Source organism: Psychrobacter sp. AH5 (genome assembly GCF_040371085.1).
Classification (GTDB): Bacteria; Pseudomonadota; Gammaproteobacteria; order Pseudomonadales; family Moraxellaceae; genus Psychrobacter.
On sequence record NZ_JAMBMT010000001.1, the window covers coordinates 1,705,598 to 1,727,128 of the forward strand.

Annotated in this window: 20 protein-coding genes and 1 pseudogene; 19 read left to right on the forward strand and 2 right to left on the reverse strand. The window is 41.7% G+C overall.

Translation table 11 applies throughout. The features are described from left to right. Window positions 1-103: 103 nt before the first annotated feature. On the reverse strand, window positions 104-577 hold the full coding sequence (locus M0N77_RS07170; protein WP_353104548.1) for a hypothetical protein: 474 nt from the start codon (window positions 575-577) through the stop codon (window positions 104-106). Between the two features lie 160 nt (window positions 578-737). On the opposite strand from M0N77_RS07170, the gene M0N77_RS07175 reads away from it, so the two are divergent. The 7 genes from M0N77_RS07175 to M0N77_RS07205 all read left to right on the forward strand — a co-directional run bounded on the left by M0N77_RS07175 (window position 738) and on the right by M0N77_RS07205 (window position 8,754). Continuing rightward, the gene (locus M0N77_RS07175; RefSeq protein WP_353104549.1) at window positions 738-3,104 is read left to right on the forward strand and encodes a DNA methyltransferase; all 2,367 of its coding nucleotides are present in this window, start codon (window positions 738-740) and stop codon (window positions 3,102-3,104) included. A 100-nt stretch (window positions 3,105-3,204) separates the two neighbouring features. Further along, on the forward strand, window positions 3,205-3,501 hold the full coding sequence (locus M0N77_RS07180; protein WP_353104550.1) for an IS630 transposase-related protein: 297 nt from the start codon (window positions 3,205-3,207) through the stop codon (window positions 3,499-3,501). After that, complete coding sequence (locus tag M0N77_RS07185) at window positions 3,428-4,000, forward strand: IS630 family transposase (protein ID WP_353104551.1); 573 nt, start codon at window positions 3,428-3,430, stop codon at window positions 3,998-4,000. The genes M0N77_RS07180 and M0N77_RS07185 overlap by 74 nt, the downstream gene beginning before the upstream one ends. 16 nt (window positions 4,001-4,016) lie before the next feature. Next, window positions 4,017-4,439 (forward strand): type IIL restriction-modification enzyme MmeI, encoded by a 423-nt coding sequence (locus M0N77_RS07190; protein ID WP_353105592.1) that lies wholly within the window; start codon window positions 4,017-4,019, stop codon window positions 4,437-4,439. A 70-nt stretch (window positions 4,440-4,509) separates the two neighbouring features. Beyond that, window positions 4,510-5,127, forward strand: coding sequence for a hypothetical protein (locus M0N77_RS07195; RefSeq protein ID WP_353104552.1), 618 nt, complete (start codon window positions 4,510-4,512; stop codon window positions 5,125-5,127). 83 nt (window positions 5,128-5,210) lie between these two features. After that, window positions 5,211-7,412: a DNA helicase gene (locus M0N77_RS07200; RefSeq protein ID WP_353104553.1), complete on the forward strand. Its 2,202-nt coding sequence runs from the start codon at window positions 5,211-5,213 to the stop codon at window positions 7,410-7,412. Next, window positions 7,366-8,754, forward strand: a complete 1,389-nt coding sequence (locus M0N77_RS07205; RefSeq protein WP_353104554.1) for a GIY-YIG nuclease family protein — start codon at window positions 7,366-7,368, stop codon at window positions 8,752-8,754. Before M0N77_RS07200 ends, M0N77_RS07205 begins: the two co-directional genes overlap by 47 nt. A 595-nt stretch (window positions 8,755-9,349) precedes the next feature. Here M0N77_RS07205 and M0N77_RS07210 read toward each other — a convergent pair. Next, window positions 9,350-10,609 carry a ferredoxin reductase family protein gene (locus M0N77_RS07210; protein WP_353104555.1) on the reverse strand — a complete coding sequence of 420 codons (1,260 nt, stop codon included), beginning with the start codon at window positions 10,607-10,609 and terminating at the stop codon, window positions 9,350-9,352. A 322-nt stretch (window positions 10,610-10,931) separates the two neighbouring features. On the opposite strand from M0N77_RS07210, the gene M0N77_RS07215 reads away from it, so the two are divergent. The 12 genes and pseudogenes from M0N77_RS07215 to M0N77_RS07270 all read left to right on the forward strand — a co-directional run bounded on the left by M0N77_RS07215 (window position 10,932) and on the right by M0N77_RS07270 (window position 21,526). Beyond that, window positions 10,932-11,540, forward strand: coding sequence for a cytochrome b/b6 domain-containing protein (locus tag M0N77_RS07215; protein WP_353104556.1), 609 nt, complete (start codon window positions 10,932-10,934; stop codon window positions 11,538-11,540). Between the two features lie 36 nt (window positions 11,541-11,576). Continuing rightward, on the forward strand, window positions 11,577-12,254 hold the full coding sequence (locus M0N77_RS07220) for a response regulator (protein ID WP_353104557.1): 678 nt from the start codon (window positions 11,577-11,579) through the stop codon (window positions 12,252-12,254). 138 nt (window positions 12,255-12,392) lie between these two features. Beyond that, window positions 12,393-13,274 (forward strand): IS982 family transposase, encoded by an 882-nt coding sequence (locus M0N77_RS07225; RefSeq protein ID WP_353103404.1) that lies wholly within the window; start codon window positions 12,393-12,395, stop codon window positions 13,272-13,274. Window positions 13,275-13,308: 34 nt separating this feature from the next. After that, complete coding sequence (locus M0N77_RS07230) at window positions 13,309-14,805, forward strand: ATP-binding protein (RefSeq protein WP_353104558.1); 1,497 nt, start codon at window positions 13,309-13,311, stop codon at window positions 14,803-14,805. A gap of 82 nt (window positions 14,806-14,887) precedes the next feature. Then, window positions 14,888-15,490, forward strand: coding sequence for a PepSY domain-containing protein (locus M0N77_RS07235; RefSeq protein WP_353104559.1), 603 nt, complete (start codon window positions 14,888-14,890; stop codon window positions 15,488-15,490). Continuing rightward, window positions 15,483-15,809: a hypothetical protein gene (locus M0N77_RS07240; RefSeq protein ID WP_353104560.1), complete on the forward strand. Its 327-nt coding sequence runs from the start codon at window positions 15,483-15,485 to the stop codon at window positions 15,807-15,809. The genes M0N77_RS07235 and M0N77_RS07240 overlap by 8 nt, the downstream gene beginning before the upstream one ends. Window positions 15,810-15,864: 55 nt before the next feature. Further along, window positions 15,865-17,001 (forward strand): FAD:protein FMN transferase, encoded by a 1,137-nt coding sequence (locus M0N77_RS07245; protein WP_353104561.1) that lies wholly within the window; start codon window positions 15,865-15,867, stop codon window positions 16,999-17,001. A 62-nt stretch (window positions 17,002-17,063) separates the two neighbouring features. Next, window positions 17,064-17,747, forward strand: coding sequence for a ferric reductase-like protein (locus M0N77_RS07250; RefSeq protein ID WP_353104562.1), 684 nt, complete (start codon window positions 17,064-17,066; stop codon window positions 17,745-17,747). 86 nt (window positions 17,748-17,833) lie between these two features. Continuing rightward, window positions 17,834-18,532 carry a VIT family protein gene (locus M0N77_RS07255; RefSeq protein ID WP_353104563.1) on the forward strand — a complete coding sequence of 233 codons (699 nt, stop codon included), beginning with the start codon at window positions 17,834-17,836 and terminating at the stop codon, window positions 18,530-18,532. A gap of 175 nt (window positions 18,533-18,707) precedes the next feature. After that, entirely contained in the window at window positions 18,708-19,337 is a 630-nt protein-coding gene (locus M0N77_RS07260) for a DedA family protein (protein ID WP_353104564.1), read from the forward strand. Window positions 19,338-19,459: 122 nt separating this feature from the next. Then, window positions 19,460-20,073 (forward strand): annotated as a pseudogene (locus tag M0N77_RS07265) (YceI family protein). 88 nt (window positions 20,074-20,161) lie between these two features. After that, window positions 20,162-21,526, forward strand: coding sequence for a cytochrome c (locus M0N77_RS07270; RefSeq protein ID WP_353104565.1), 1,365 nt, complete (start codon window positions 20,162-20,164; stop codon window positions 21,524-21,526). Window positions 21,527-21,531 lie beyond the last annotated feature (5 nt).

Below are 21,531 nucleotides of genomic sequence, written 5' to 3' on the forward strand. Positions count from 1 at the left end.
ATTGAAGACACGCTAGCCCTAGACTAAAGATGAAAAAATAGTTTATAAAACTAATAAATATGAACTAAAAGTTAGTATATGATTTTAACAAATAAGCATTTATCTATTCTAATTCAGGATATAAAAATTGAGTCAACTCATAGATCTCATCTTCTGCCGCCATACCTTTTTTATCAGGATTTGGATAGAGAGCCGCTGTAAGAATTAATCTAGGAAGCTGCCAATACTCAGCAAATACCTTCTCAAGCTCTTTTCTAAGAAATTCAAGCCAAAGTGCTACAGTCTCTTCGGGTGTATGAGGGTCTGGTATTTTGTAAATGAGAAAATCTGCATTAAGACAATACTCCATACGGAACGCAGCTGCCATACAGTCATGAAGCCACTGCAGGGTTCTATGGTCAAAACCTCTCAGCCCATCACGTAAATCACTAAATTCCGTACGAACAGCAACCACCCTTTCAGCATGACGGTGTTTATCGATAGCAAAATCGATGATACGTAAGGCTTTTCCATAGCTGTCATGCTGGATCCATCCAATACGATCAGAATCACCGTGAAAACAACTACCAACTATCATTACCAAGTCCCATTAACAAAGTTTTAGTCTTATTATTTAAAATGATAAGAGTCTATCAACTCTCATTTAAAACACCTAACACTTCAAATACGATAAGATATGGCTATAATTGCACATTAGCCTGCTTATTTACACCCGTAATTCATCTACAGAGACAGCCATGGCATTTAACCAAACCCAGTTTTTTGAAGATTTAGAAAAACTAACCGCTAAAGTTATTGATAAAAAAAATAAAGAAGACTTTATCTTTGATTTCCTAACACTGCTAGATGTCTCAAAGTCCACGATTACTTCTCTCAAAAAGAACGATAATCGTTTCAATGTAGCAGCCCATCCTGAAGCTGGCGAGGTTGCCAACAAGCATCGTATCTACTTCAAGCCTGTAGAGGAAGGTCAAGACCTTGCTAAAGCCCTGAGTGGGGTGATGAACAGCCCAATCATCAATCAGCACAAAATCCGCATGATAATGGTGACGGATTTCGACACCGTACTGATTAACGACACCAAGTATGATGAGACCCTCGACTGCGATTTTACTGACCTTTATAAGAACTATCATTTCCTATTGCCACTTGCCGGCCTAGAGCGTGCTCGTGAGTACTCAGAGCACCCTGCTGATGTGCAAGCCTCTGAAAAGATGGGGCGCTTGTTCGACCATATCCGCAAGCTCAACGAGTTTAATACTGCTGATGACTTGCATGCGCTCAATATATTTTTAACGCGACTACTATTCTGTTTTTATGCCGAAGACACGGGTATTTTTAAAGCAGACCAGTTCTATGACGTGATTGATAGAACCACCAATATAGATGGCAGCGACGTCGATAGCACACTGTTTGAGCTGTTCGAGGTTCTCGACTTACCTGAGTCTAGCAGCGAGCGTAGTGCCAAGCCTACTCATTTAAGTGCATTCCCCTATGTGAACGGCAGCTTATTTGAATATCAGTTCGCCATTCCTGAGTTTGATGCGCGGACCCGCCCTATCTTACTAGAGTGTGCACGTTTGAGCTGGGCCGAGATTAACCCTGATATTTTTGGTTCCATGTTTCAAGCGGTCATTGACCCTGAGCAGCGTGGCAGCTTAGGACAGCATTACACCAGTGTTAGCAATATCATGAAGGTCATACAGCCGCTATTCTTAGACGAGCTACTTGCAGAGCTAGACACAGTCATAGCGCTAAGCCATGACAATCGCCATAAGAACAATAAAGCTGAGCGCCTAGATGCTCTACTTAAGCGTATCAGCCAAATCAAAGTATTTGACCCAGCTTGCGGATCAGGCAACTTCTTGATCATTGCCTATAAAGAGTTACGCAAACTAGAGATTGATGTATTAAAAGCACAGCGCGACTTACTGGGCTCTAAAGACAACCTACTAGGTCTAGGCTTTGACAGTGTGGTCAGCTTAGATAATTTATACGGTATCGAGTATGACGACTTTGCCAGTCAAATAGCGCGTTTGTCGCTGTGGCTAGCTGAACACCAAATGAATGTACTATTCGAGCAAGAGTTCGGCGCATCTCAGCCTATGCTTCCGCTGAAAGATAGCGGACACATTGTTTATGGCAATAGCTTGCGTATCGACTGGAAGGAGGTATGTCCAAATAATGGCAGTGATGAGATTTATATCATTGGTAATCCGCCATTTGGGGGTACTGGGAGTCGTAACGATGAGCAAACAGAGGATATGACGCAAGTATTTAAGGAGTTCAAAAATTTCAAATCTCTAGATTATGTTGCTTCTTGGTTTTGGAAAGGCTCACAGTATATTGCTAATTCTAATGCCGAACTGGCTTTAGTATCAACCAACTCTATTGCTCAAGGCGCTCAAGTATCTGCGTTATTTCCCCATATTTTCAATCTAAGTATTCATATTAGTTTTGCCTATCAAAGTTTCCCTTGGAAAAACAATGCTAAACATAATGCTGCTGTCCACGTAGTCATTATCGGGCTATCTGCAAAGATAAATAAGCTGAAAAGAATATATAAAGTTGTAGAGAACACCTGGCATTGCGAATCTGTAAATAATATCAGCCCCTATTTGATTAAAGGTAGCAACCTAGCAATTGAAAGTAGGCGTCAACCTTTCTATGATGATTTACAACCTATGATACAAGGTAGCAAAGCTACCGACTTTGGAAACTTCTTTTTAAACCATAATGAAAGAGACGAGCTTCTTTTGATTGAGCCAAACTCTAAAAAATGGCTAAGAAAAACTATAGGTTCGGAAGAGTTTATTAATAATAAAGAACGATGGTGTTTATGGCTTAACGATATTACTGAAGACGAGCTCAATGAACTTCCAGAAATTAAGAGACGAATTGAAAATGTTAGAGAAAATAGGCTTATCAGTAAAAAGCTTGCTACTCAAAAGCTTGCTGCTACACCTCATAAATTTGACGAGATTAAACAACCTTTAGATGGAAATTATATAGTTGCTCCTATTGTCTCTTCTGAACGTAGACGCTATATTCCCATGGGAATAGTAAGCTCAGATACTATAGCTACTATAGTCAAGCCCACCTAAAAATGTTATAAATTAATTATCAAACCCAATTGTTATTATAAAGACCATGACTTACTCACTAGATTTTCGTAAACAAGTTCTTAAAAGTATAGATGATGGTATGACCTTTGCCGAGGCAGCTGAGTTCTATAATCTTAGCCCAACCACTATACAGAACTGGAAGAGACGTGTTCATAGTAAAACAAACAGGCAAACTAAACCCTATAAAATACCAGATGACGTGCTACTTAATGATGTTAAAGAACATCCTGATGATTACCAGTATGAGCGAGCTCGTCGTTTAAACTGTAGTAAAACAGGCATTTATCATGCCCTAAAGCGACTTGGCATCAGTCAAAAAAAAGACCTTAGAGCATCCAAAAGCGTGTCCGATCAAAAGAGCGATATATCACAGTAAGCTTAATAGCTTTACGCAGCAAGGCTATCCCATCGTTTATATGGATGAAAGTGGCTTTGAGGCTGAAACTATTCGTCCTTATGGCTATGCACCGATTGGTAAGCCTTGTATCGATAGCTACAACTGGCAAGGTAAAAAGCGAACCAACGTTATCGGTGCTCTATATGAAAAGATGCTGTTTGCATTAGATTACTTTGAGACAAACATCAACAGCATCGTTTTCTATCACTGGTGCAAACACAAGCTAATCCCAAGTCTTAAAACCAAATGCGTGATTGTCATGGATAATGCCAGATCTCATAAGAGCAAACGCATTCAAAAGCTACTGAACAGGCACGGTCATCGTATTCTATGGCTGCCACCGTACAGCCCTGATCTGAACCCTATCGAGAAAAAATGGGCTCAGGTGAAGCTTCTACGCCAAGGTTGGATGGAAAATGACTTATCCAAATTGTTTCATGATATTTGCCCTAGTCATAACAATTTTATTTTGAACTGACTATAACCTTCTGCAAATAATACCTAATGGTAATATGTATGAGTTTGGAATATTGAATTCTACAACTCATAATGACTGGATGAGAACTGTTAGTAGTCGTTTAAAAAGTGATTATCGTTATCTCAACACACTTGTATACAACACCTTCCCCTTCCCTGATGCCACTGACGAGCAAAAAAACAATATAGAAAATCTTGCAGAAGAAATCCTACTCGCCAGAGCCAGTAATGCTGGCATGACTCTCGCAGAGCTATACGATCCAGAGAAGATGCCTGAGGATTTAAAACAAGCGCATAGCAACCTCGATGATGCGGTAGACAAGCTGTATCGTCCGCAAGGCTTTACCAATACCGAAGAGCGTTTGGCGCATTTGCTGGCACGTTATGAGCAGCTTATCGAAGCGGAAAAACAGAGCAAAGGTAAAAAGAAAGCTAAGTAGCTTATTTGGTTATTTGGCATCAATATCCATACAAAAACAACATCAAACCCCTTATAAAGAGCATTCTCTTATGATTCCTAAAGTCTTATCAAGTATAGCCTTAGCTGCACTACTCGTGTTTTCTATGGGCCAAGCATCAGCCGTGCCACAAAGCGAGCTCATATCGCTAAAGGGCAAAAATGGTCAAGACCTTCCTGAGGGCGATATGTTCATAATGTTTGCTTGGATGGAGGATGGCTGTATCGGAGACGGGCCAATTTATAGTTCTATCAATGAAAATCATAATAAATTCATTAGTAAAACTATGAAAATGAAGACACTTACAAAACCAAATAAAAATGATGAAATCTATGAGTTTTCTATAGCTCCGCGCTCTCAATGGGCCCCTGGTTATAGCCCACTAATGAAAGATGTGAGTATTCTTACCAATCTTGAATATACTGAATATCATATTAAATTTGCAAGTGGTGTCAAATACCGCGAACAGCCCATAGCAGAATATCACTATAAGTTTAGACCAGAATCTGAAGGTGGCGAATACGTTCTTAAGTTTGCTAAAAACGCAGATATGCAAAGTGTTTGGAAACATTTCAAAACACGTCAGACATCAGACTATATGGATGACGGTTTTTATGACTCAAAAGCTAGGTTTGATCGTAATAATAATACGATAACTTGTGTTTACTAATTTCACACTATTGTTATGATAAATGAGCTGTATTTTTACTACGCTACAGATTTACGAGCATCTCTACTTATAATGAATCTACTATGACTGCAACTGTTAATATCCTAAATCAAACTTATGCCCGCACGGGTCAAAGCAAAACACATAATTCGATGGGCATGCGTGAAATGCAGGCACGTGCATTCGAGAAGCGTCATAGCCAATACTTACTCATTAAGTCGCCGCCTGCCTCTGGTAAGTCACGCGCCATGATGTTCTTGGCGTTAGACAAGCTCATCAACCAAGGTGTCAAAAAAGTCATCATTACCGTGCCAGAGATGAGTATTGGTAAATCCTTTAAATCAACAGCGCTAAGTGATTATGGTTTCTTTGCCGATTGGGAAGTAGCAGATCGCTATAACTTATGCTTAAGTCTTGCTCAAAGTGATACTCGTAAGACTGCCATCTTCTCAGAATTTATCACTTCAGATGTCAATGATAACTCTCTTCCCCAAGTATTAGTCTGCACGCATCATAGCTTCCGATATGGCTTTGACAAAGTGATTGAGGACGGCTGTAGCATAGCGTTATTTAACGATGTACTTATCGGTATTGATGAATTCCATCACGTCTCAGCGGATGAATCTAACCGCTTGGGTGCCATACTCGATGGCATTATGACGCAGACTAGCGCGCATATTGTGGCAATGACTGGCTCCTACTTCCGTGGCGACTCAATACCTATCTTGTCAGATAGCGATGAAGAAAAGTTTGATAAGGTGACTTATACCTATTACGAACAGCTGAATGGTTATGAGCACCTAAAGTCATTAGGACTTGGCTATCACTTTTATAAAAAATCATTTTTTGATGCCTTAAATGAATGCTTGGATACCAGTAAAAAGACCATTATTCACATCCCTAACGTCAATAGCTTAACCGCTGAGACAGACAAGTATGAGACCGTTGGTCGTATCATAGATATTATAGGTGAAAGTGAATCTCGTGATGAGAATACTGGCGTTATCACCATACGATCACATGATGGCAGGCGCTTACTCCTCGCTGACTTAGTGACTGATGACGCCATACGGGTAAATACACAGGCTTACTTAGCGGATATTACTTCTCGTGATCAGATGGATATCATCGTAGCCCTTGGGATGGCAAAAGAGGGCTTTGACTGGGAGTATTGTGAGCATGTATTAACCATTGGCTATCGCGGTTCTCTAACCGAGGTGGTGCAGATTATTGGGCGCTCAACCCGTGATAGCGCGGGCAAACACCATGCACAGTTCACCAACCTAATCGCTGAGCCAGAAGCGGATAAGTCTGAGGTGACAAGCTCTGTCAATGACTTATTAAAAGCCATTACTTTATCACTACTAATGGAGCAGGTGCTCAAGCCTAACATCAGCTTTAAGCGTCGTAGTGAACTGGATATATTAGGCACGTTAGACTTGCCGGCAGGTACCGTTATCATTGATGACACCGTAAACCCGCCCTCTGATCGAGTCATGAAGATACTTAACCAAGACCGTGACGAGATATTGGCACAGCTAGCCCAAAATACAGATAGCATTAAAAAGTATATCGCTGCCGAAACCAATAACGTCGAGACCGAATCGGTATCGGATAACGTTATCCCCAGTATTATTCGTAGTAAGTACCCAGCGCTGGAAGAAAATGAAGTACGGCAAGTACAAGAAGGCGTCATGCAGTATATGGCCATCAACCGCCAAGGCGGCGTTATTGACGGCAAAGACATTCCTGAAGATGCCATTATCGAAAATGAACGCTGTTTCATTAAGCAAGGTCATGAATATATAGATATCACTACTTTAAATGCTGAACGAAAAAGTCAGCTCAATGAAAACGACATTATTAAAGAGCGCCACCTACCATCTGACGCAAAAATATATAACCCTAAAACCAAATCAAGCAGCAGCAATGACTCAAATCCTAGCAACGGCTTTGTGAAGGTTGGCAGTAAGTTTGTCAATGTAAACAACCTTCCCATCGATCTTGTGAAATCGGTCAACCCATTTCATGATGCGTATGAAGTCCTTTCTAGGACAGTCGATAAAGAAGTACTACAAACCATCAATGACGTCGTTCATGCCAGCCGTTCGACCGTAACTGAGGCAGAAGCGGTCCTAATGTGGCCAAAGATAGTGGCGTTTATAAAGAATAAAGGACGTCAGCCAAATAGAAACTCAGAAGATGCTATCGAGCGTCGTATGACTGAAGTTATCTCCTATGTCAGAAACCAAAAAGCCAAGCGAGAAGCCAACAGTCATGATTAAACTTGATGAGATCTATCAAAGTCGTGAGTACAAAACGCTAGAAGATATTTTTTCTAATGACAGTACCGGTCTATTAGACGACATAAAGCCCGTTACCAAAAGCTCAGCGAATAACAGCGTTTTAGCGCAGCAGTTTGACACTATCAACCTTTTTATCGATCAACAGGGGCGCGTGCCTAGTAGCAGTGCCAATGATATTAATGAAAAGATAAATGCTCGCCTGTTAGCTACCATACAAACCAACCACGCAAACTCGCAAGAACTGCTAGCCTTAGATAAGCATGGTTTATTGGCTGCTCAAAGTACTGATTCTGCCCTACCTGACAAACCGACACTCTCAGACAAAGGCGTGAACAATAAGGATGATGGGTCTGAAAAGGCAGTCAGCGCTAGCACTAAAGAAGCTGAGCCGGTAACCGAGGCTGTTAGCGAGCCACCTGTTATTAATAGTCTAGATGATATCTTTAACAGCGATGACCTAGGAATTTTTGACAACATCCATTCTGAAATCTTAGTCAGTGATAGTCAGAGCAATACACGTGCCAGCTACGATCAATACAATGACGAAGATATAGCCAGCCGGTTCGAATGTAAGGACTTTTATAAGTTTGAAGCAACCTTTGAGCGCATATCTAAAGCTATTCAAATGGGTGCTTTTGCTAAAACCAACTTTTCATCAGTGAAAGATATCAACATTGGCAGTGTATTCGTTCTAAACGGCATGCTTTGCTATGTGGCTAATATATATAAAGCAGAAGCTAGAAAAAATACTCGTAGTCAAGAAAGACTACGCTTAATACTCTCTAATGGTACAGAGTCAAATATGCTCACCCATTCATTAGCTACCGCTCAATATAAATATGAAAACAGCTATCAGTTGTTAATTACTGATCCTGACTGGATGGATGATGAATTGGCCAAAAACTTCGGAGATGATCGTCAGCTTACTGGTGTCATTTATGTCGCTAAGCTAACTGATACGCCAAGCAATTTAGCACACTATAAGCACCTGCATAAAGTAGGTTTCTCTACCCTTACAGGAGAGGCTCGCACAAAGCACTCGATTAGAGATACTGCCTTCTTGCAACAACCAGTAGATATCATTGCTGAGTGGCAGGTCTATGATGCCAATGCGCGTAGTGTAGAAGGTGTACTGCATGCTTTCTTCTATGATCAAAGGGTCAAGGTATCTTCAAAAGCAGCAAACGATAACCTCTACAAGGCTACAGAGTGGTTTAACGTTCCCCTTGATGAGATCGAAAAAGCCATTAATTTGGTTATCGCTGGTGACATTAAAAACTATCGAATGGATGGTGCGGCTGGCAAGGTGGTTTTGAAGTAATGAGCGTTTGCAGAATTAATCTGTATCCATAACTCAAAATTGTTAGATGTGATTTCCTATAACATTGCGGGTCTGCAAATCGCATTTATAGATGTACTGATTACTTACCAAAATGTGAAAATGCTATATCACTAGTTCATCTGAGCCTTTCCATACAAGGATTTCACTACAAATGGCTAATAATAAGATTTCTAAGGTGGCTTTGTTAAGCTCGGGGTATCTTATTATATTAGATGTATGCCCTTATTTTTTAGACATTAGAGACATCAAATAAAGGCTTCCAACACTACTATAGGTAGCGTTAGGAACTTTTATCTGATTTGGTATTTTACTTAGGTGAGTTTATTAATATTGGGGTATCAACATCTGCATATGCCATGGAACAACCTTACTCTGATAAGTCAGAAAAGCTCTATATGCTATTATTTATATAGCATATAGGGCTGAGCTATGAAATTTACTTTTCTTAGGTGACGCTATTAATATCGGGGTTTGTCATTCAATTACTTAGCCCTAGCAACGATGATTCAAGGCTTAAATAAGCGTACCATTTGCCTTATCAAGTTTATGCTAAGCACAGTAACTTTCATGTGTTCTAGCGAAAATCAAAGAACTCATAATGAATGTTTTTGGCGGGAATGCCATACTCTTTCATGAGTGACTGTACATTTTGTAGCAGTCCTTTGGGGCCGCAGAAGCTGATTTGAACCTCCTTTGGATTGACTTCACTGGTTGCTTTGCGAATTGCATCAGCCATGGCATCGCTACCACTCGGATTGGCCACAAAATCGGCACCAGATTGATCTGTTACTTCTTTCATACGCTCAACACTAGGAAAAGCGCGTGAGGGACTGAAGCAATAAACCAAAGTAGCCTGTTCAAAATGACCGACCGTTTTATCCTCTAACCATGAAATAAAGGGTGAGATTCCTACTCCAGCCCCAATCCAGATTTCACGCTCTGCGTTCGGCTTGCGTTTGAAATGACCATAAGGGGCATAAATATCAGCCAACATACCCACTTTAGCTTGTTCACTAAGCTTTTTTGTGTAGTCGCCTAATGCTCGAATCACAAAATGAATGTGTCCAGTATCTGAGGGCGCACTGGCTATGGTAAAGGGATGCGGCTCACGCAAACCTGATTCTTTAAGAGAGATAAAAGCGAATTGACCGGCTTTAAAGGGGAATTTACTATCCACTGGCTCAAATTCCAAGTGTATAGCCGCTTTGCCATGAGACATAGACACGAGCTTATATTCGCCAACTTTGGCAACGAAAGGGTACAGTAGCATTTTGTACAGCGCGGCAATCACCCCTAAACCACAAATTAGCGCTAACCAAATGCCCGCTGGGCTAGTCAAGGTAATAGGTGACTTAAAGCTCAACCAATGCAGTATGACGATTAAAAAAAGTGGCCCTGAGAACTTATGTAACCAACGCCAGTTGCCATAGGGAATTTTTCTGTTCAATGCCAACATCACAATTAGACCTAAGGCGACAATGCTGAGTTGTCGGATCAAACGCGTCCAATACTTGGACAATTCTAAAATGGGCGCAAGATCCCAAGAGTCTAGTTTGGCTTTAAAAACGAAATGATAGACAGCAAAAACCAGTGCCCATATGGCAATCCATTTATGAGCTTCATACACTCTATCTAGACCACCAAATAATCTTTCAACAACATGCCAACGACTAGCAAGTATGCATGAGATTGCCATACATGCTAAAGCTGAAGCACCCAGTATTAGGCTGGCTGTTGCTGCTGTTGCCCATGTCTCAGAGGGGATTTGCATGAGTACAGTGACTGAAGTAATTGCTACGATGCCAACGATAGCTTGCCAGACCTTTAAGGCCATAATAGACTCCCTAAAATTATTTCATTAAAGTTAAGAAAGCTTGTTTTACCAAGTTTAGATTTTTTGAAAAAGCATGAATGATACTACTACTTAATTCTTAACTGAGTCTTAAGGTAGCATATGACCTCAGATATGCCACTATATCCACTACCTAAGTTTTTACATTCTTTGATTTCCTAAGCTCGCCTTAAGCTTCATTTGTTGTAATAACTGTAAGACAGACACTGCGACATCTAGTCTGCTTACGATATCTCGCTTCGCTTTAGTTTCTTGCAGCCAAATATCGTTAATAAACAAATGTATTCTTAAGGGAGTGACGATCATGAGCCAAAATAACACCACCAATTTGATCCCTAATTCTGGCGTACCGTCATCCAGCATCCCCAAGATGAGACAAGTACGAGTTTGGGATATTTTAGTTAGAATCACCCACTGGACAGTGGCAGCGGGTATTATTGCCAATCTACTCTTTACTGAAGACGGTAGCGATCTACACGCCTATGTAGGCTATACCGTGGTAGGATTAGTGGTGATACGCTTGCTTTGGGGTTTAATTGGCACTCGATATGCACGCTTTACTAATTTCTTTCCCACACCAACACGACTTAAGTATCATATATCAGACTTAAGTGTTCGCCGTGTTGATGAGCAGCATCTTGGGCATAATCCATTGGCAGCCCTTATGATACTATCGTTATGGGCAGTAATTATAGGATTAGGAATAACCGGTTATCTAATGGAATCAGAAATCATTGGTAATGAAGATTTTCTTGAAGATGTGCATGAGCTATTAGCAAACAGTTTATATCTACTCGTTCCTTTGCATATTATCGCTGCGATTGCCATGAGTTACTGGCAACGCCAAAACCTGATTAAATCGATGATAACCGGCAATAAAATGGTGACAGATGAACCGTCAAATATGAAATAAACGAAGCGGCAGAATAAATAGAGCGATGGAAAACACATGTCACGTATATTATTAATAGAAGACGATAGCAGCATTGCTGAAGGTATTATTCTCGGCTTAAAAAGCCATGGCATGATGGTCGATTGGTTCAGTGATGCTAAGCAAGGTGAAATGGCGCTGCAAGAGGATATGTTTGATGCGGTGCTGCTTGATTTAACCTTGCCAAAAGGGGACGGCATGACCGTGCTGCAAAATTGGCGCGCCAAACACATTGATACGCCGGTTTTAATTATCACTGCACGCGACGCGATTGCCAATCGGGTGGCAGGACTCAATGTGGGCGCTGACGATTATTTGGTTAAGCCGTTTGCATTAGATGAAGTTGTTGCTCGTCTGCAAGCTTTGATGCGACGCAGTCAGGGACGTAGCCAACCTGAAATCCGTTATGGCGAGGTTGCCTATCAGCCTCATAATCAGCAACTAACGTATCAAGGTCAAGTGATTGAATTGACCATCAAAGAAGTGGCAATCTTGGAGCAAATGCTGACCCATCCCAAACAAATACATAGTAGAGCGAGCTTAGAAGATAAACTGTATGGATGGCAACAAGATATCGAAAGTAATGCCATTGAAGTGCACATTCATCACTTACGTAAAAAACTGGGCAATGACTTTATCTTGACCAAACGCGGTATCGGCTACTATCTCAATCCCGCTTATAACAGTCATGAATGATATCCTTGATTACCTTTAGCTTATCTATCTTGTCTATTTTATTTAATATACCCCACTCTCAACTTCGAAAGTGATTGAAAAAAGAAGAGCACCTCACTAATCTATTGTTTTCGACCAAGAATACAATGGAGTTGTGAGATGTCCATAGACGAATTTATCATCAATATCTATTTAATGGTAGAGCAATATTACAAAATAGTCGTCACCAAACCCTTGCGAAGTGCAGGTTACGCGCCAAAGCTAAGTGATCCTGAGGTTATTTGCATGGAGATGGTCGGTGAATTTTTACACCTAGATCAAGACAAACAAATTTGGCAATACTTTACCCAGCATTGGCAAGACTGGTTTCCAGCCATCGGCTCATACCCTAACTTCGCAAAGCACTGCGCCAATCTGTGGCAAGTCAAACAGCAGATACAAGATAACGTCAGTCAAATTGAAGGCCGTGACAACATTCATTTTATGGATGGCTTTCCGATACCCGTCTGTCATTATGGACGCGCTTATCGGCATAAGAATTATCAAGACTTAGCAGCTTTTAGCTACTGTGCCGCTAAGCAAGAGAGGTACTATGGCTTTGAAGGCCATTTGCTTGTTAACTTATCGGGCATGATTAAAGGCTTTACCTTTGCTCCTGCCAATGTTGATGAAAGAGCGGTTGCCCCAGAAATCACCACTCATATTCATGGGCTACTTGGCGCTGATAAAGGGTATATCAGCCCGAGTCTGACATCGTACTACGACGCTCAAGGAGTAGATTTACAAACGCCACTCAGAGCTAATATGAAAGAAGATAGACCCAAACCTGTGGTAAGGCGGCTAATGAAAGCCCGCCGTATCGTTGAAACAGTCATTGGTCAGTTATCAGAACGATTTAATATACAAAAGGTACGAGCAAGAGATTTATGGCATTTGTCTCATCGATTGATTCGTAAAATCCTGTCACACAATCTGTGCTTTGTACTCAACAAAAAACTTGGTAATCCGCCTCTTCAGTTTGATTTGCTTATTTCAAGTTGAGAGTGGGGTTTAATATATAAGTACACGTGAGCCTATGAAAAGTATCCAGCAACGGCTATTAACCTCCTTACTTATTGGACTTCCTTTGTTGTGGATACTCACCTCCAGCTTTATTGCGTGGCGGCTGTGGCACGAAATTAACGAGATGAATGATACCCAAATTACTCAAGTTGCCCGCTACCTAATAGGTGTCGCTCCTAAAGACGATGATGATAGAGACGATCATGAGCAAGAGGATAGTAAAAGTAAAAAGAAGCGTTCCGCCAAAATATACAACTTAAACAGTAAGCAGCTGTCAGGTGACCTTGGTAATGCTAAAGATGATTATATGGGCTTTGCTATTTGGGATAGAAAAGGACGCTTATTAATGGCCGATGAAAATGGTCAATCCTTTGCCTTTTTATCTGATCAGCATGGTTTTGTAGAAGCGCATGATTCTGCTTATCAGCGCCTAAACCCATTTAGTAAGCGCTGGCGTTTATTTTATATTTATGATGACCATGATTCTAAGCATAAAGGTCGGGTGATTGCGGTCGGGCAAAACCTAGATTCTCGCCAAGAAATGATTGTCAGTGCCATGTCTGTGCAAGTGCTACCGATGTTGATTGGGCTATTGGCATTTATCGGTTTGGTTATTTGGTTGATTCGGCGCGGGTTTATGCCACTCACCCAAATCAGTGCCGAGCTTGCTCAACGTCAGCCGCAAGATGATAGTCCCATCACTGCAGATATACCCAAAGAGATTCAACCTTTGGTGACCGCCTTAAATGTTTTATTTGTTAAAGTAGCGGAAACTTTAGCACGTGAGCAACGCTTTACAGCGGATGCCTCGCATGAGCTACGAAGTCCACTTGCGGCATTAAAACTACAAGCGGACTTATTGCAACAGCAGATATTACAGCTATCAGATATAGAAGATGATAATCAGCTATTTTACCACGCTCAAAAAATTAGTAATGGCATTGAGCGCGCCACTCATTTAGTTGACCAACTACTGATTTTAGCCAAAATAGAACCGCAACAACAATTGCCACCTGAGCAATTAGAAAAACCAGATTGGCTGGCGCTAACGGATATTGTGCTAAGTGATGTTAATCGTTTGGCTCGTGAAAAGCACATTCAATTAAAACGTACTGTACAGTGTGATAACCCTGCTGATATTTTACCGATTCTTATCAATCCTATCTTGTTCAAATTGTTAATCCGCAACTTGTTAGACAATGCCATTCGCTACTGTCCTGAAGGGGCTTTGATTGAACTTCAATTGGATACCAATACTATTAGAGTAGTTGATAATGGCTTAGGCGTAGATCCGCAGCAGTTAGCGCGTCTGAGCGAACGCTTTTATCGTCCAGCAGGTCAAAGCCAATTGGGTAGCGGCTTAGGTCTCTCCATTGTTAATCGAATTGCCGAGCTACATGGTCTCGCCATAACGTTTGCGAACCGCCCTGCACCAGAAGTAGGTTTTATCGCAACGGTAATAGATAAAAAAAACCATCAAGCGGCCTATAAAAACACTATAAAGAATTAAACCTTACTTTCTTAAGCTTGAGTTAATATTCACTACGTATGCTAGTTGTATTCCCTAACAACATATACGGAGTACACATATTATGAGCTTACCTCTATTAAAACCCTTGTTATTAACTGTCGGTGCGACTTCATTAGTCTTTTTTGGCGGGGTCATCGCTTTATCTGTCCAGTCGCCTAATGCTGATAACGTTCAATCAGCAGCAAATACTGTGAGTCAAAACCCTGACATAACCTCTCCTTCTTTATCCTCATTTAAAGCACTCGTCAATCCTCTCTCTCAATCTACCCAAACCTCGTCTCTTGCTGCACTAACTGCTGAGCAAGCAACTGCGCTTGCCAAGCAGAAGGCTCCTGACGCCATATTGCAGGCTACTCCAGAGCTTATCAACTATAACGGCACAGTCGCTTATGAAGTGCTATTAGACAGCGGTCCTAGTTATGTTGATGCCAATCTTGGTGCTGTCCTAAATCCAGTTGCTAGCTCGGTCGTTACTAGTGACTATCGTGCTGAGGACTTTGATTATGAAGAAGAAGACGATGATCATGATGACTATAAAGATAAGCATCACGATGATGATAATAAACACCGCAATAAAAAACACGACGACAAACGCTATAAAGAGAGTGGGCGTTTAATTGCTACGAGCTATCAGCAACATGATGAGGATGAATACGATGACTAATACCAAATCACATCAGGCTCAAACCCTTAATACAGCCACTACTAAAACTGCTAAAAAAGCAGATCCTTTTGCCTCTCTTAAAAGCAGCATTATGATCGTCTCGATTGCAGGCACTATGGCGGGATGGTTACTACTACTCAATCAAGAAGCCGACACTGCGCCGGTAAACACCGCCATGTTAAGTACGGTTGCTCCTCAAGGTAGTGTGAGTGCTATTGAACCAGCACCCATTGTTGATATCAGCCAATTGCGACAGGTCAATGAAGTCGCTCCTGTTGAGGCAATAAGAGTTGTCGCCCGCACACGGTCTTCTCAATAAAAAAGGTTAATGGTCATTTGATTTATACCTCGTCACAAAAAGATGGAGACCTCTAATGAAAGAAAACGTGCTTAATAAAAACATACCACAATTGGCAACTATTCAACTGGTCGCGATGGGTTGTCATATTCAAGTCAGCTTAAATACCACAAGGCTGTATACACAGTATTCAGCGATAGCAATAGACCAACAAATTGCTATTTTGACAAGTGATATTCAGCAGCGCTTAACTCACTGGGAGCATATATTCAGTCGTTTTGATGATACCAGTGAGCTGATGAGACTTAACAACCATACTAATCAATGGATTAAAGTGAGCTCAGAGTTATTTGAGGTCTTGCAACGTGCCATTCATTTTGTCTCGAAAACTCAAGGTTTGGTAACACCGACCTTACTTAAAGATCTTTGGAACGCTGGCTATAAGCATTCATTTGAAACCCTACCCAAAGTGTCTGTGCCACCCTTGCCTGTTGTTAGTTCAAATTCAAACGTTGACTTAAATAGCAATGCAAATTTACAAGATACCTCTATAGCGAACGATTCTAAATTAAACCATCAGCACATAGAGCGTATCCAACTGCGCCAGTTAGCTGATGGACAGCATCAAGTATATCTTCCCGCTGGAATGGCGTTGGACCTGAATGGATATGTAAAAGGATGGTGCGCCATGCAGCTGACTGAGCATATTAGCCGAGTTCACCACTGGCAACTTCCTTGCTTAGTAGATATGGGTGGAGATATGGCGATTGGCATTCCAAGAGCCCAAATAGATAAACCAATGACTTGGGGAGTTGCTGTTGCCAAACCTTACGTTGCTAACAGTGAGCATGTTCAAGAAGAAGATATCGCTATCCTCAAACTCAGCTCGGGCGCTGTCGCTACGTCTGGACAAGATTATCGTCGCTGGTGGCATGAAGGCCGCTGGCAACATCATTTAATTCACCCTCGTTATTCTTGTTCCGTAAATAGTGATGTATTGACTGCAACTGTATTGGCTACGGACACGATGACAGCAGAAGTCTACGCAAAATTCTGTGTGCTTCTTGGCGTCACGGAAGCGATGGCATGGCTTAACAAACACCATATTGCTGCGCTGTTAATCGATACGAATAACAAAGTTCTGATGACACCTGCCATGCGTCCAAACTTAGTTCAGCCAAACTTACTACATCCAGACTTGATTCCTGTTTAACTTATCATCCTACATACGCAAGATTTAATAGATAAAGTAGAGCCATTCATAGGAGTATAGTCATGCACACAGACCACCCTAGTCGCAGTCATACTGCTTCCAACACCAATATTCTCACTCAGGCTTTATGGGTTAGTTTAATATTAAGTATTGCTGCCGGAGTCGGCGGTTATGCGTTGTTCACATGGGGAGAGACGGTTTCTCAGCTGCTGACAGCCACTGATAAACATTTTTGGTATTTGTCACGCGCAAGTGGGGTTATTGCCTACACATTATTTTGGCTAGCAGTCCTTTTTGGCTTGCTGTTGAGTACGCGTTTAGGCAAGCGCTTTAATGCAGCGCGGGTATTTGCCCTACATCAGTACTTAAGCCTGATAGCAGTGGGCTTTGCCGCGTTCCATGCAGGTATCTTATTAGCAGATAACTTCTTAAACCTTAATCTATGGCAAATTTTACTGCCCTTTGGATTCCAGACTGAGCGTGTAGGCGTTGCACTAGGACAATTGGGATTTTGGCTATTGTTTATCTGTGCTTTTAGCTTTTATATTAAGAAATATATTGGGCAATCAGCTTGGCGCTGGCTACACTTTTTAACTTTTATGGCTTATATGTTTATTAGTATTCACGTATTTATGGTGGGGTCGGACAGTCGCGCGCTGCCTCTACTGTTATTTTATGCAGGTAGTCAGACACTGGTTTTTTTACTGATGACCTATCGCTTAGTGGCGCTAAAGCAAGCAAAGTGACCGTCTGCTAAGTTGTATGAAAGGGTGTGACATTATAGGCTACACTGACATACTCTAATTTATGTCTAAACCGTTTGAGGGTATTTATGCACCATTCTATTCATGACGAAGCTCATTTAAGTAACCGCAATCATTGGTTAAGAGCGGCAGTACTGGGCGCAAATGATGGGTTGATTTCAACAGCTAGCTTATTGGTCGGTGTCGCTGCAGCAAGTACAAATAGTCAGACATTGCTACTAACAGGAATGGCAGCATTGACCGCGGGTGCTTTATCGATGGCTGCTGGTGAGTATATTTCAGTATCGTCACAAGCGGATACCGAAAAAGCGGATCTAGATAAAGAATTGCATGAGCTGACTCATAATGCTGAGCGCGAGCTTTTTGAGTTGACTAAGATTTATGAGACACGTGGGCTGGATCACGTATTGGCACATCAAGTTGCGGTAGCATTGACTGAGCACAATGCACTTGAGGCTCATGCTCGCGATGAGATTGGCTTAACAGATTTAAGTCAAGCAAAACCGATTCATGCCTCAGTGGCTTCTGGGTTATCATTCATTGCTGGCGCGATATTACCGATTATTGGTATTCTCCTGTTACCCGCACAAACACTGGTTTGGTCATTATCATCTTTGACCATAATAGGCTTAGCGCTACTTGGGGTAATATCGGCGCGTTTGGGCGGCGCACCTGTTATTCCTGCTACTGCTAGAGTCGTGATTTGGGGCGTGCTAGCAATGGTTGCTACCTCATTGATTGGACGCCTATTTGGGGTGGCGGTCTAGCGTTCACTGTATCTCTAAAAACAAGCTATCAATTAAAACTATTCCTAACATTAGCCATCACCTTAACGCTATCTTAACGGCAAGCTAAGTTATGATGATAGAGGTAGAAATAGAAGGGCATGATATATTGGCTCATGGTGCAAAAATCACATCAGTTATTTAACAAGGTATTTTAATGAGTCAGGTAAGCGCGTGGGTACTAATTATCATGGCAAAGTTTGGCTACCTCGGTATTATCTTTGCTATGTTTGCCGAAAACGTTTTTCCGCCCATACCTTCTGAGCTTATCATGCCAGCCGCTGGTTTTGCGGTAGCAAAAGGTGATTTAAATTTAATATTAGTCATCCTAGCAGGTACGCTTGGCTCGGTACTTGGAGCACTGCCGCTATATTACCTAGGGCGCTTACTGAATGAAGATCGCCTACTAGTATTTACGCAAAAGTATGGCAAATACGTGTTCGTTAGGCCTAGCGATATACGGTCCTCTAGTGTTTGGTTTGATAAACATGGCAGCAAGGCTGTCTTCTTTGGACGTATGGTGCCGGGTATTCGCTCATTTATATCCATCCCTGCGGGAATGAGTAAAATGCCGATTCTTCCTTTTTTGGCATTTACTGCTTTGGGCTCAAGCATTTGGACAAGCTTATTGACCGTTGCTGGCTATTATTTTGGTGAGAATTACGAAGTGATTGAGACTATGCTAGCACCGTACTCTAAGGGTTTCTTATTACTCGCTGTGGTTATTATTATTGCTTGGTTTATAAAACGTCGTTTAATGGCTCGACGTAATATCAATAACATTTAATTGAAAACGTAGTTTTTTATCTGCTGTAATGAACGACCCTTGTATTTAGTTTAATAAGATAGGGCTAGTAAAATTTTACGAAGCGTGTCATAAGTAAGATTACACAACAAAGGAATGTTGTCATGAGCCAGCTTGTATTTGACAAAGTCGTATTACGTTACTATAAGCGATTAGGGACATTATTATTGCTGGCAGGTTGTACGGTTGGCAGCCATGCTGCTACCTATAAAATTGAGCCTGACCATTCCAACGTACGCTTCGCTATTGACCACCTCAAAACCTCTGCTACCACTGGCGGCTTCTATAATTTGACCGGAATACTCCAGTATGATCGGAGCGCAAAAACCGGTGACATCTCCCTTATTATTCCCATAAAATCTTAAACACCGGTAACAAGATTTTTAATCTTAAACTGATGGGACCTGATTTTTTTAATATGGAACAGTATCCATTAGCACGTTTTGAATCTACCAAATGGCATTTCACCTCTGATAAAGACAATCCAAAGGTCACACGAGTGGATGGCAAGCTAACCCTAAACGGTCAGACCCATCCTATTAGCTTACTGGCGACCAAATTTAATTGTTACCTGAGCTCTCCAATTAATAGAACGGTCTGTGGCGGCAATTTTACCGCCACGATTGATCGTACCCAGTGGAATATCAAAAAATATGTCTTATTCGGCATGACTAAAAGTCTGACTTTAAATATTCAAGTTGAAGCAGCTAAACAGTAGCTTTTCCAGTCCAGTAAAAAATTAGCGAGTTATAGAGCGATAGCCAAAGTTATTAAAAATTAGTTTTTGCCAGCCTAGCGAGGATACTATGAAGCCAATTTCTATAATGTTATCAGTACTTGCACTTAGTATGGCTTCCAGCGCTATCATGGCTGATAGCGCTGGCTTACCTCATGTAATAAGCCAGCTTAATGTTAGTCCCGCTATTAGCTTGCCCAATGTAAGTTCTATGAATAGTGATTTAGCCAATCGCGGCGCTTATATTGCTCGTACTGCTGACTGTATGGCTTGTCATCGCGAGGACTATAACGGTGGCGTCGCGATTGAAACACCGATTGGCAATATTTATTCGACTAATATCACATCTTCTCAACGTTATGGTATCGGCAACTATACCGAAACTGACTTTAAAAAAGCCCTGCAAAAAGGCCGTGCGCCCACTCATCAGCTGTATCCTGCGATGCCATATCCGTCTTATCATGGTATGGCTGATGCGGATATCAGTGCCTTATTTGCTTACTTTCAAACCGTACCTCCCATTGACATACCGCCTGAAAAAACCACCAAACTACCCTTCCCATTGAATATCCGCACCTTAATGCTGGCCTGGAATGTGATTAATGTACCTTCTACCGATAACCGTTTAGGTCTCACCCAAACCCAGCAACGCGGTGAATATCTGGTTAATAACTTAGAACATTGCGGCACTTGTCACACCTCGCGTAATCTCACTCAAGGTCTTGATAAAGACAAGTATTTATCTGGTGCACCGCTTGGTAAATGGTATGCACCCAACATCACCCCAGATAATGATACTGGCATCGGGCGTTGGAGTCAGCTAGATATCGTCACGTATCTGCGTACCGGCATGCTTGATAAACGCGCATATGCTGGTGGGCCGATGGCTGAGGCAGTCGCCCATAGCACCCGTTATCTAACCGATGAAGACTTAAGCGCTATGGCTGCTTATCTAAAAGTCGTCCCCGCTATTAAAACCGATGATTACTTAATACCCGTAAATATCGCCCGCCTGCCAAATCCAGTGAGTAACTCTATTACTTACGATTTGCTTGAGCAAAAAGACTATTTAGCGCAGGCAAAAGCTACTACTAATAATGCTGATGCTAACAACAATGCTACCAACTCACCAAAATCGCTGTATCTTGCTGCCTGTGGCAGCTGTCACGGGGTGGATGGTTACGCACAGCCCGATGCTCGTTACGCCTCTATCGTAGGGCTAAGCAGTATTCGTCGTGTTAAGCCAGATACATTGATTAACGTCATTGCTTATGGTGCAAAAGGCGCATTAAATACTGCACCCGAAATGCCTGGCTTCGCTAAAGAGCTCACTCATGCACAGATTGCTAGTATTACCAATTATGTGCGTGTCAATTTCGGCGGCCTACCAAGCAGTGACGTCACTGCTAAAGATGTTAAAGAAGTAATGGAATGAGGCAG

Excerpts from the sequence above, each read along its gene's own strand:
- M0N77_RS07200 (WP_353104553.1), top strand. The coding sequence starts at position 5,211 with ATGACTGCAACTGTTAATATCCTAAATCAAACTTATGCCCGCACGGGT.
- M0N77_RS07270 (WP_353104565.1), top strand. The coding sequence starts at position 20,162 with ATGAAGCCAATTTCTATAATGTTATCAGTACTTGCACTTAGTATGGCT.
- M0N77_RS07260 (WP_353104564.1), top strand. The coding sequence starts at position 18,708 with ATGAGTCAGGTAAGCGCGTGGGTACTAATTATCATGGCAAAGTTTGGC.
- M0N77_RS07255 (WP_353104563.1), top strand. The coding sequence starts at position 17,834 with ATGCACCATTCTATTCATGACGAAGCTCATTTAAGTAACCGCAATCAT.
- M0N77_RS07235 (WP_353104559.1), top strand. The coding sequence starts at position 14,888 with ATGAGCTTACCTCTATTAAAACCCTTGTTATTAACTGTCGGTGCGACT.
- M0N77_RS07250 (WP_353104562.1), top strand. The coding sequence starts at position 17,064 with ATGCACACAGACCACCCTAGTCGCAGTCATACTGCTTCCAACACCAAT.
- M0N77_RS07180 (WP_353104550.1), top strand. The coding sequence starts at position 3,205 with ATGACCTTTGCCGAGGCAGCTGAGTTCTATAATCTTAGCCCAACCACT.
- M0N77_RS07205 (WP_353104554.1), top strand. The coding sequence starts at position 7,366 with ATGTCAGAAACCAAAAAGCCAAGCGAGAAGCCAACAGTCATGATTAAA.
- M0N77_RS07225 (WP_353103404.1), top strand. The coding sequence starts at position 12,393 with ATGTCCATAGACGAATTTATCATCAATATCTATTTAATGGTAGAGCAA.
- M0N77_RS07240 (WP_353104560.1), top strand. The coding sequence starts at position 15,483 with ATGACTAATACCAAATCACATCAGGCTCAAACCCTTAATACAGCCACT.
- M0N77_RS07220 (WP_353104557.1), top strand. The coding sequence starts at position 11,577 with ATGTCACGTATATTATTAATAGAAGACGATAGCAGCATTGCTGAAGGT.
- M0N77_RS07245 (WP_353104561.1), top strand. The coding sequence starts at position 15,865 with ATGAAAGAAAACGTGCTTAATAAAAACATACCACAATTGGCAACTATT.
- M0N77_RS07215 (WP_353104556.1), top strand. The coding sequence starts at position 10,932 with ATGAGCCAAAATAACACCACCAATTTGATCCCTAATTCTGGCGTACCG.
- M0N77_RS07175 (WP_353104549.1), top strand. The coding sequence starts at position 738 with ATGGCATTTAACCAAACCCAGTTTTTTGAAGATTTAGAAAAACTAACC.
- M0N77_RS07230 (WP_353104558.1), top strand. The coding sequence starts at position 13,309 with ATGAAAAGTATCCAGCAACGGCTATTAACCTCCTTACTTATTGGACTT.
- M0N77_RS07170 (WP_353104548.1), bottom strand. The coding sequence starts at position 577 with ATGATAGTTGGTAGTTGTTTTCACGGTGATTCTGATCGTATTGGATGG.
- M0N77_RS07195 (WP_353104552.1), top strand. The coding sequence starts at position 4,510 with ATGATTCCTAAAGTCTTATCAAGTATAGCCTTAGCTGCACTACTCGTG.
- M0N77_RS07210 (WP_353104555.1), bottom strand. The coding sequence starts at position 10,609 with ATGGCCTTAAAGGTCTGGCAAGCTATCGTTGGCATCGTAGCAATTACT.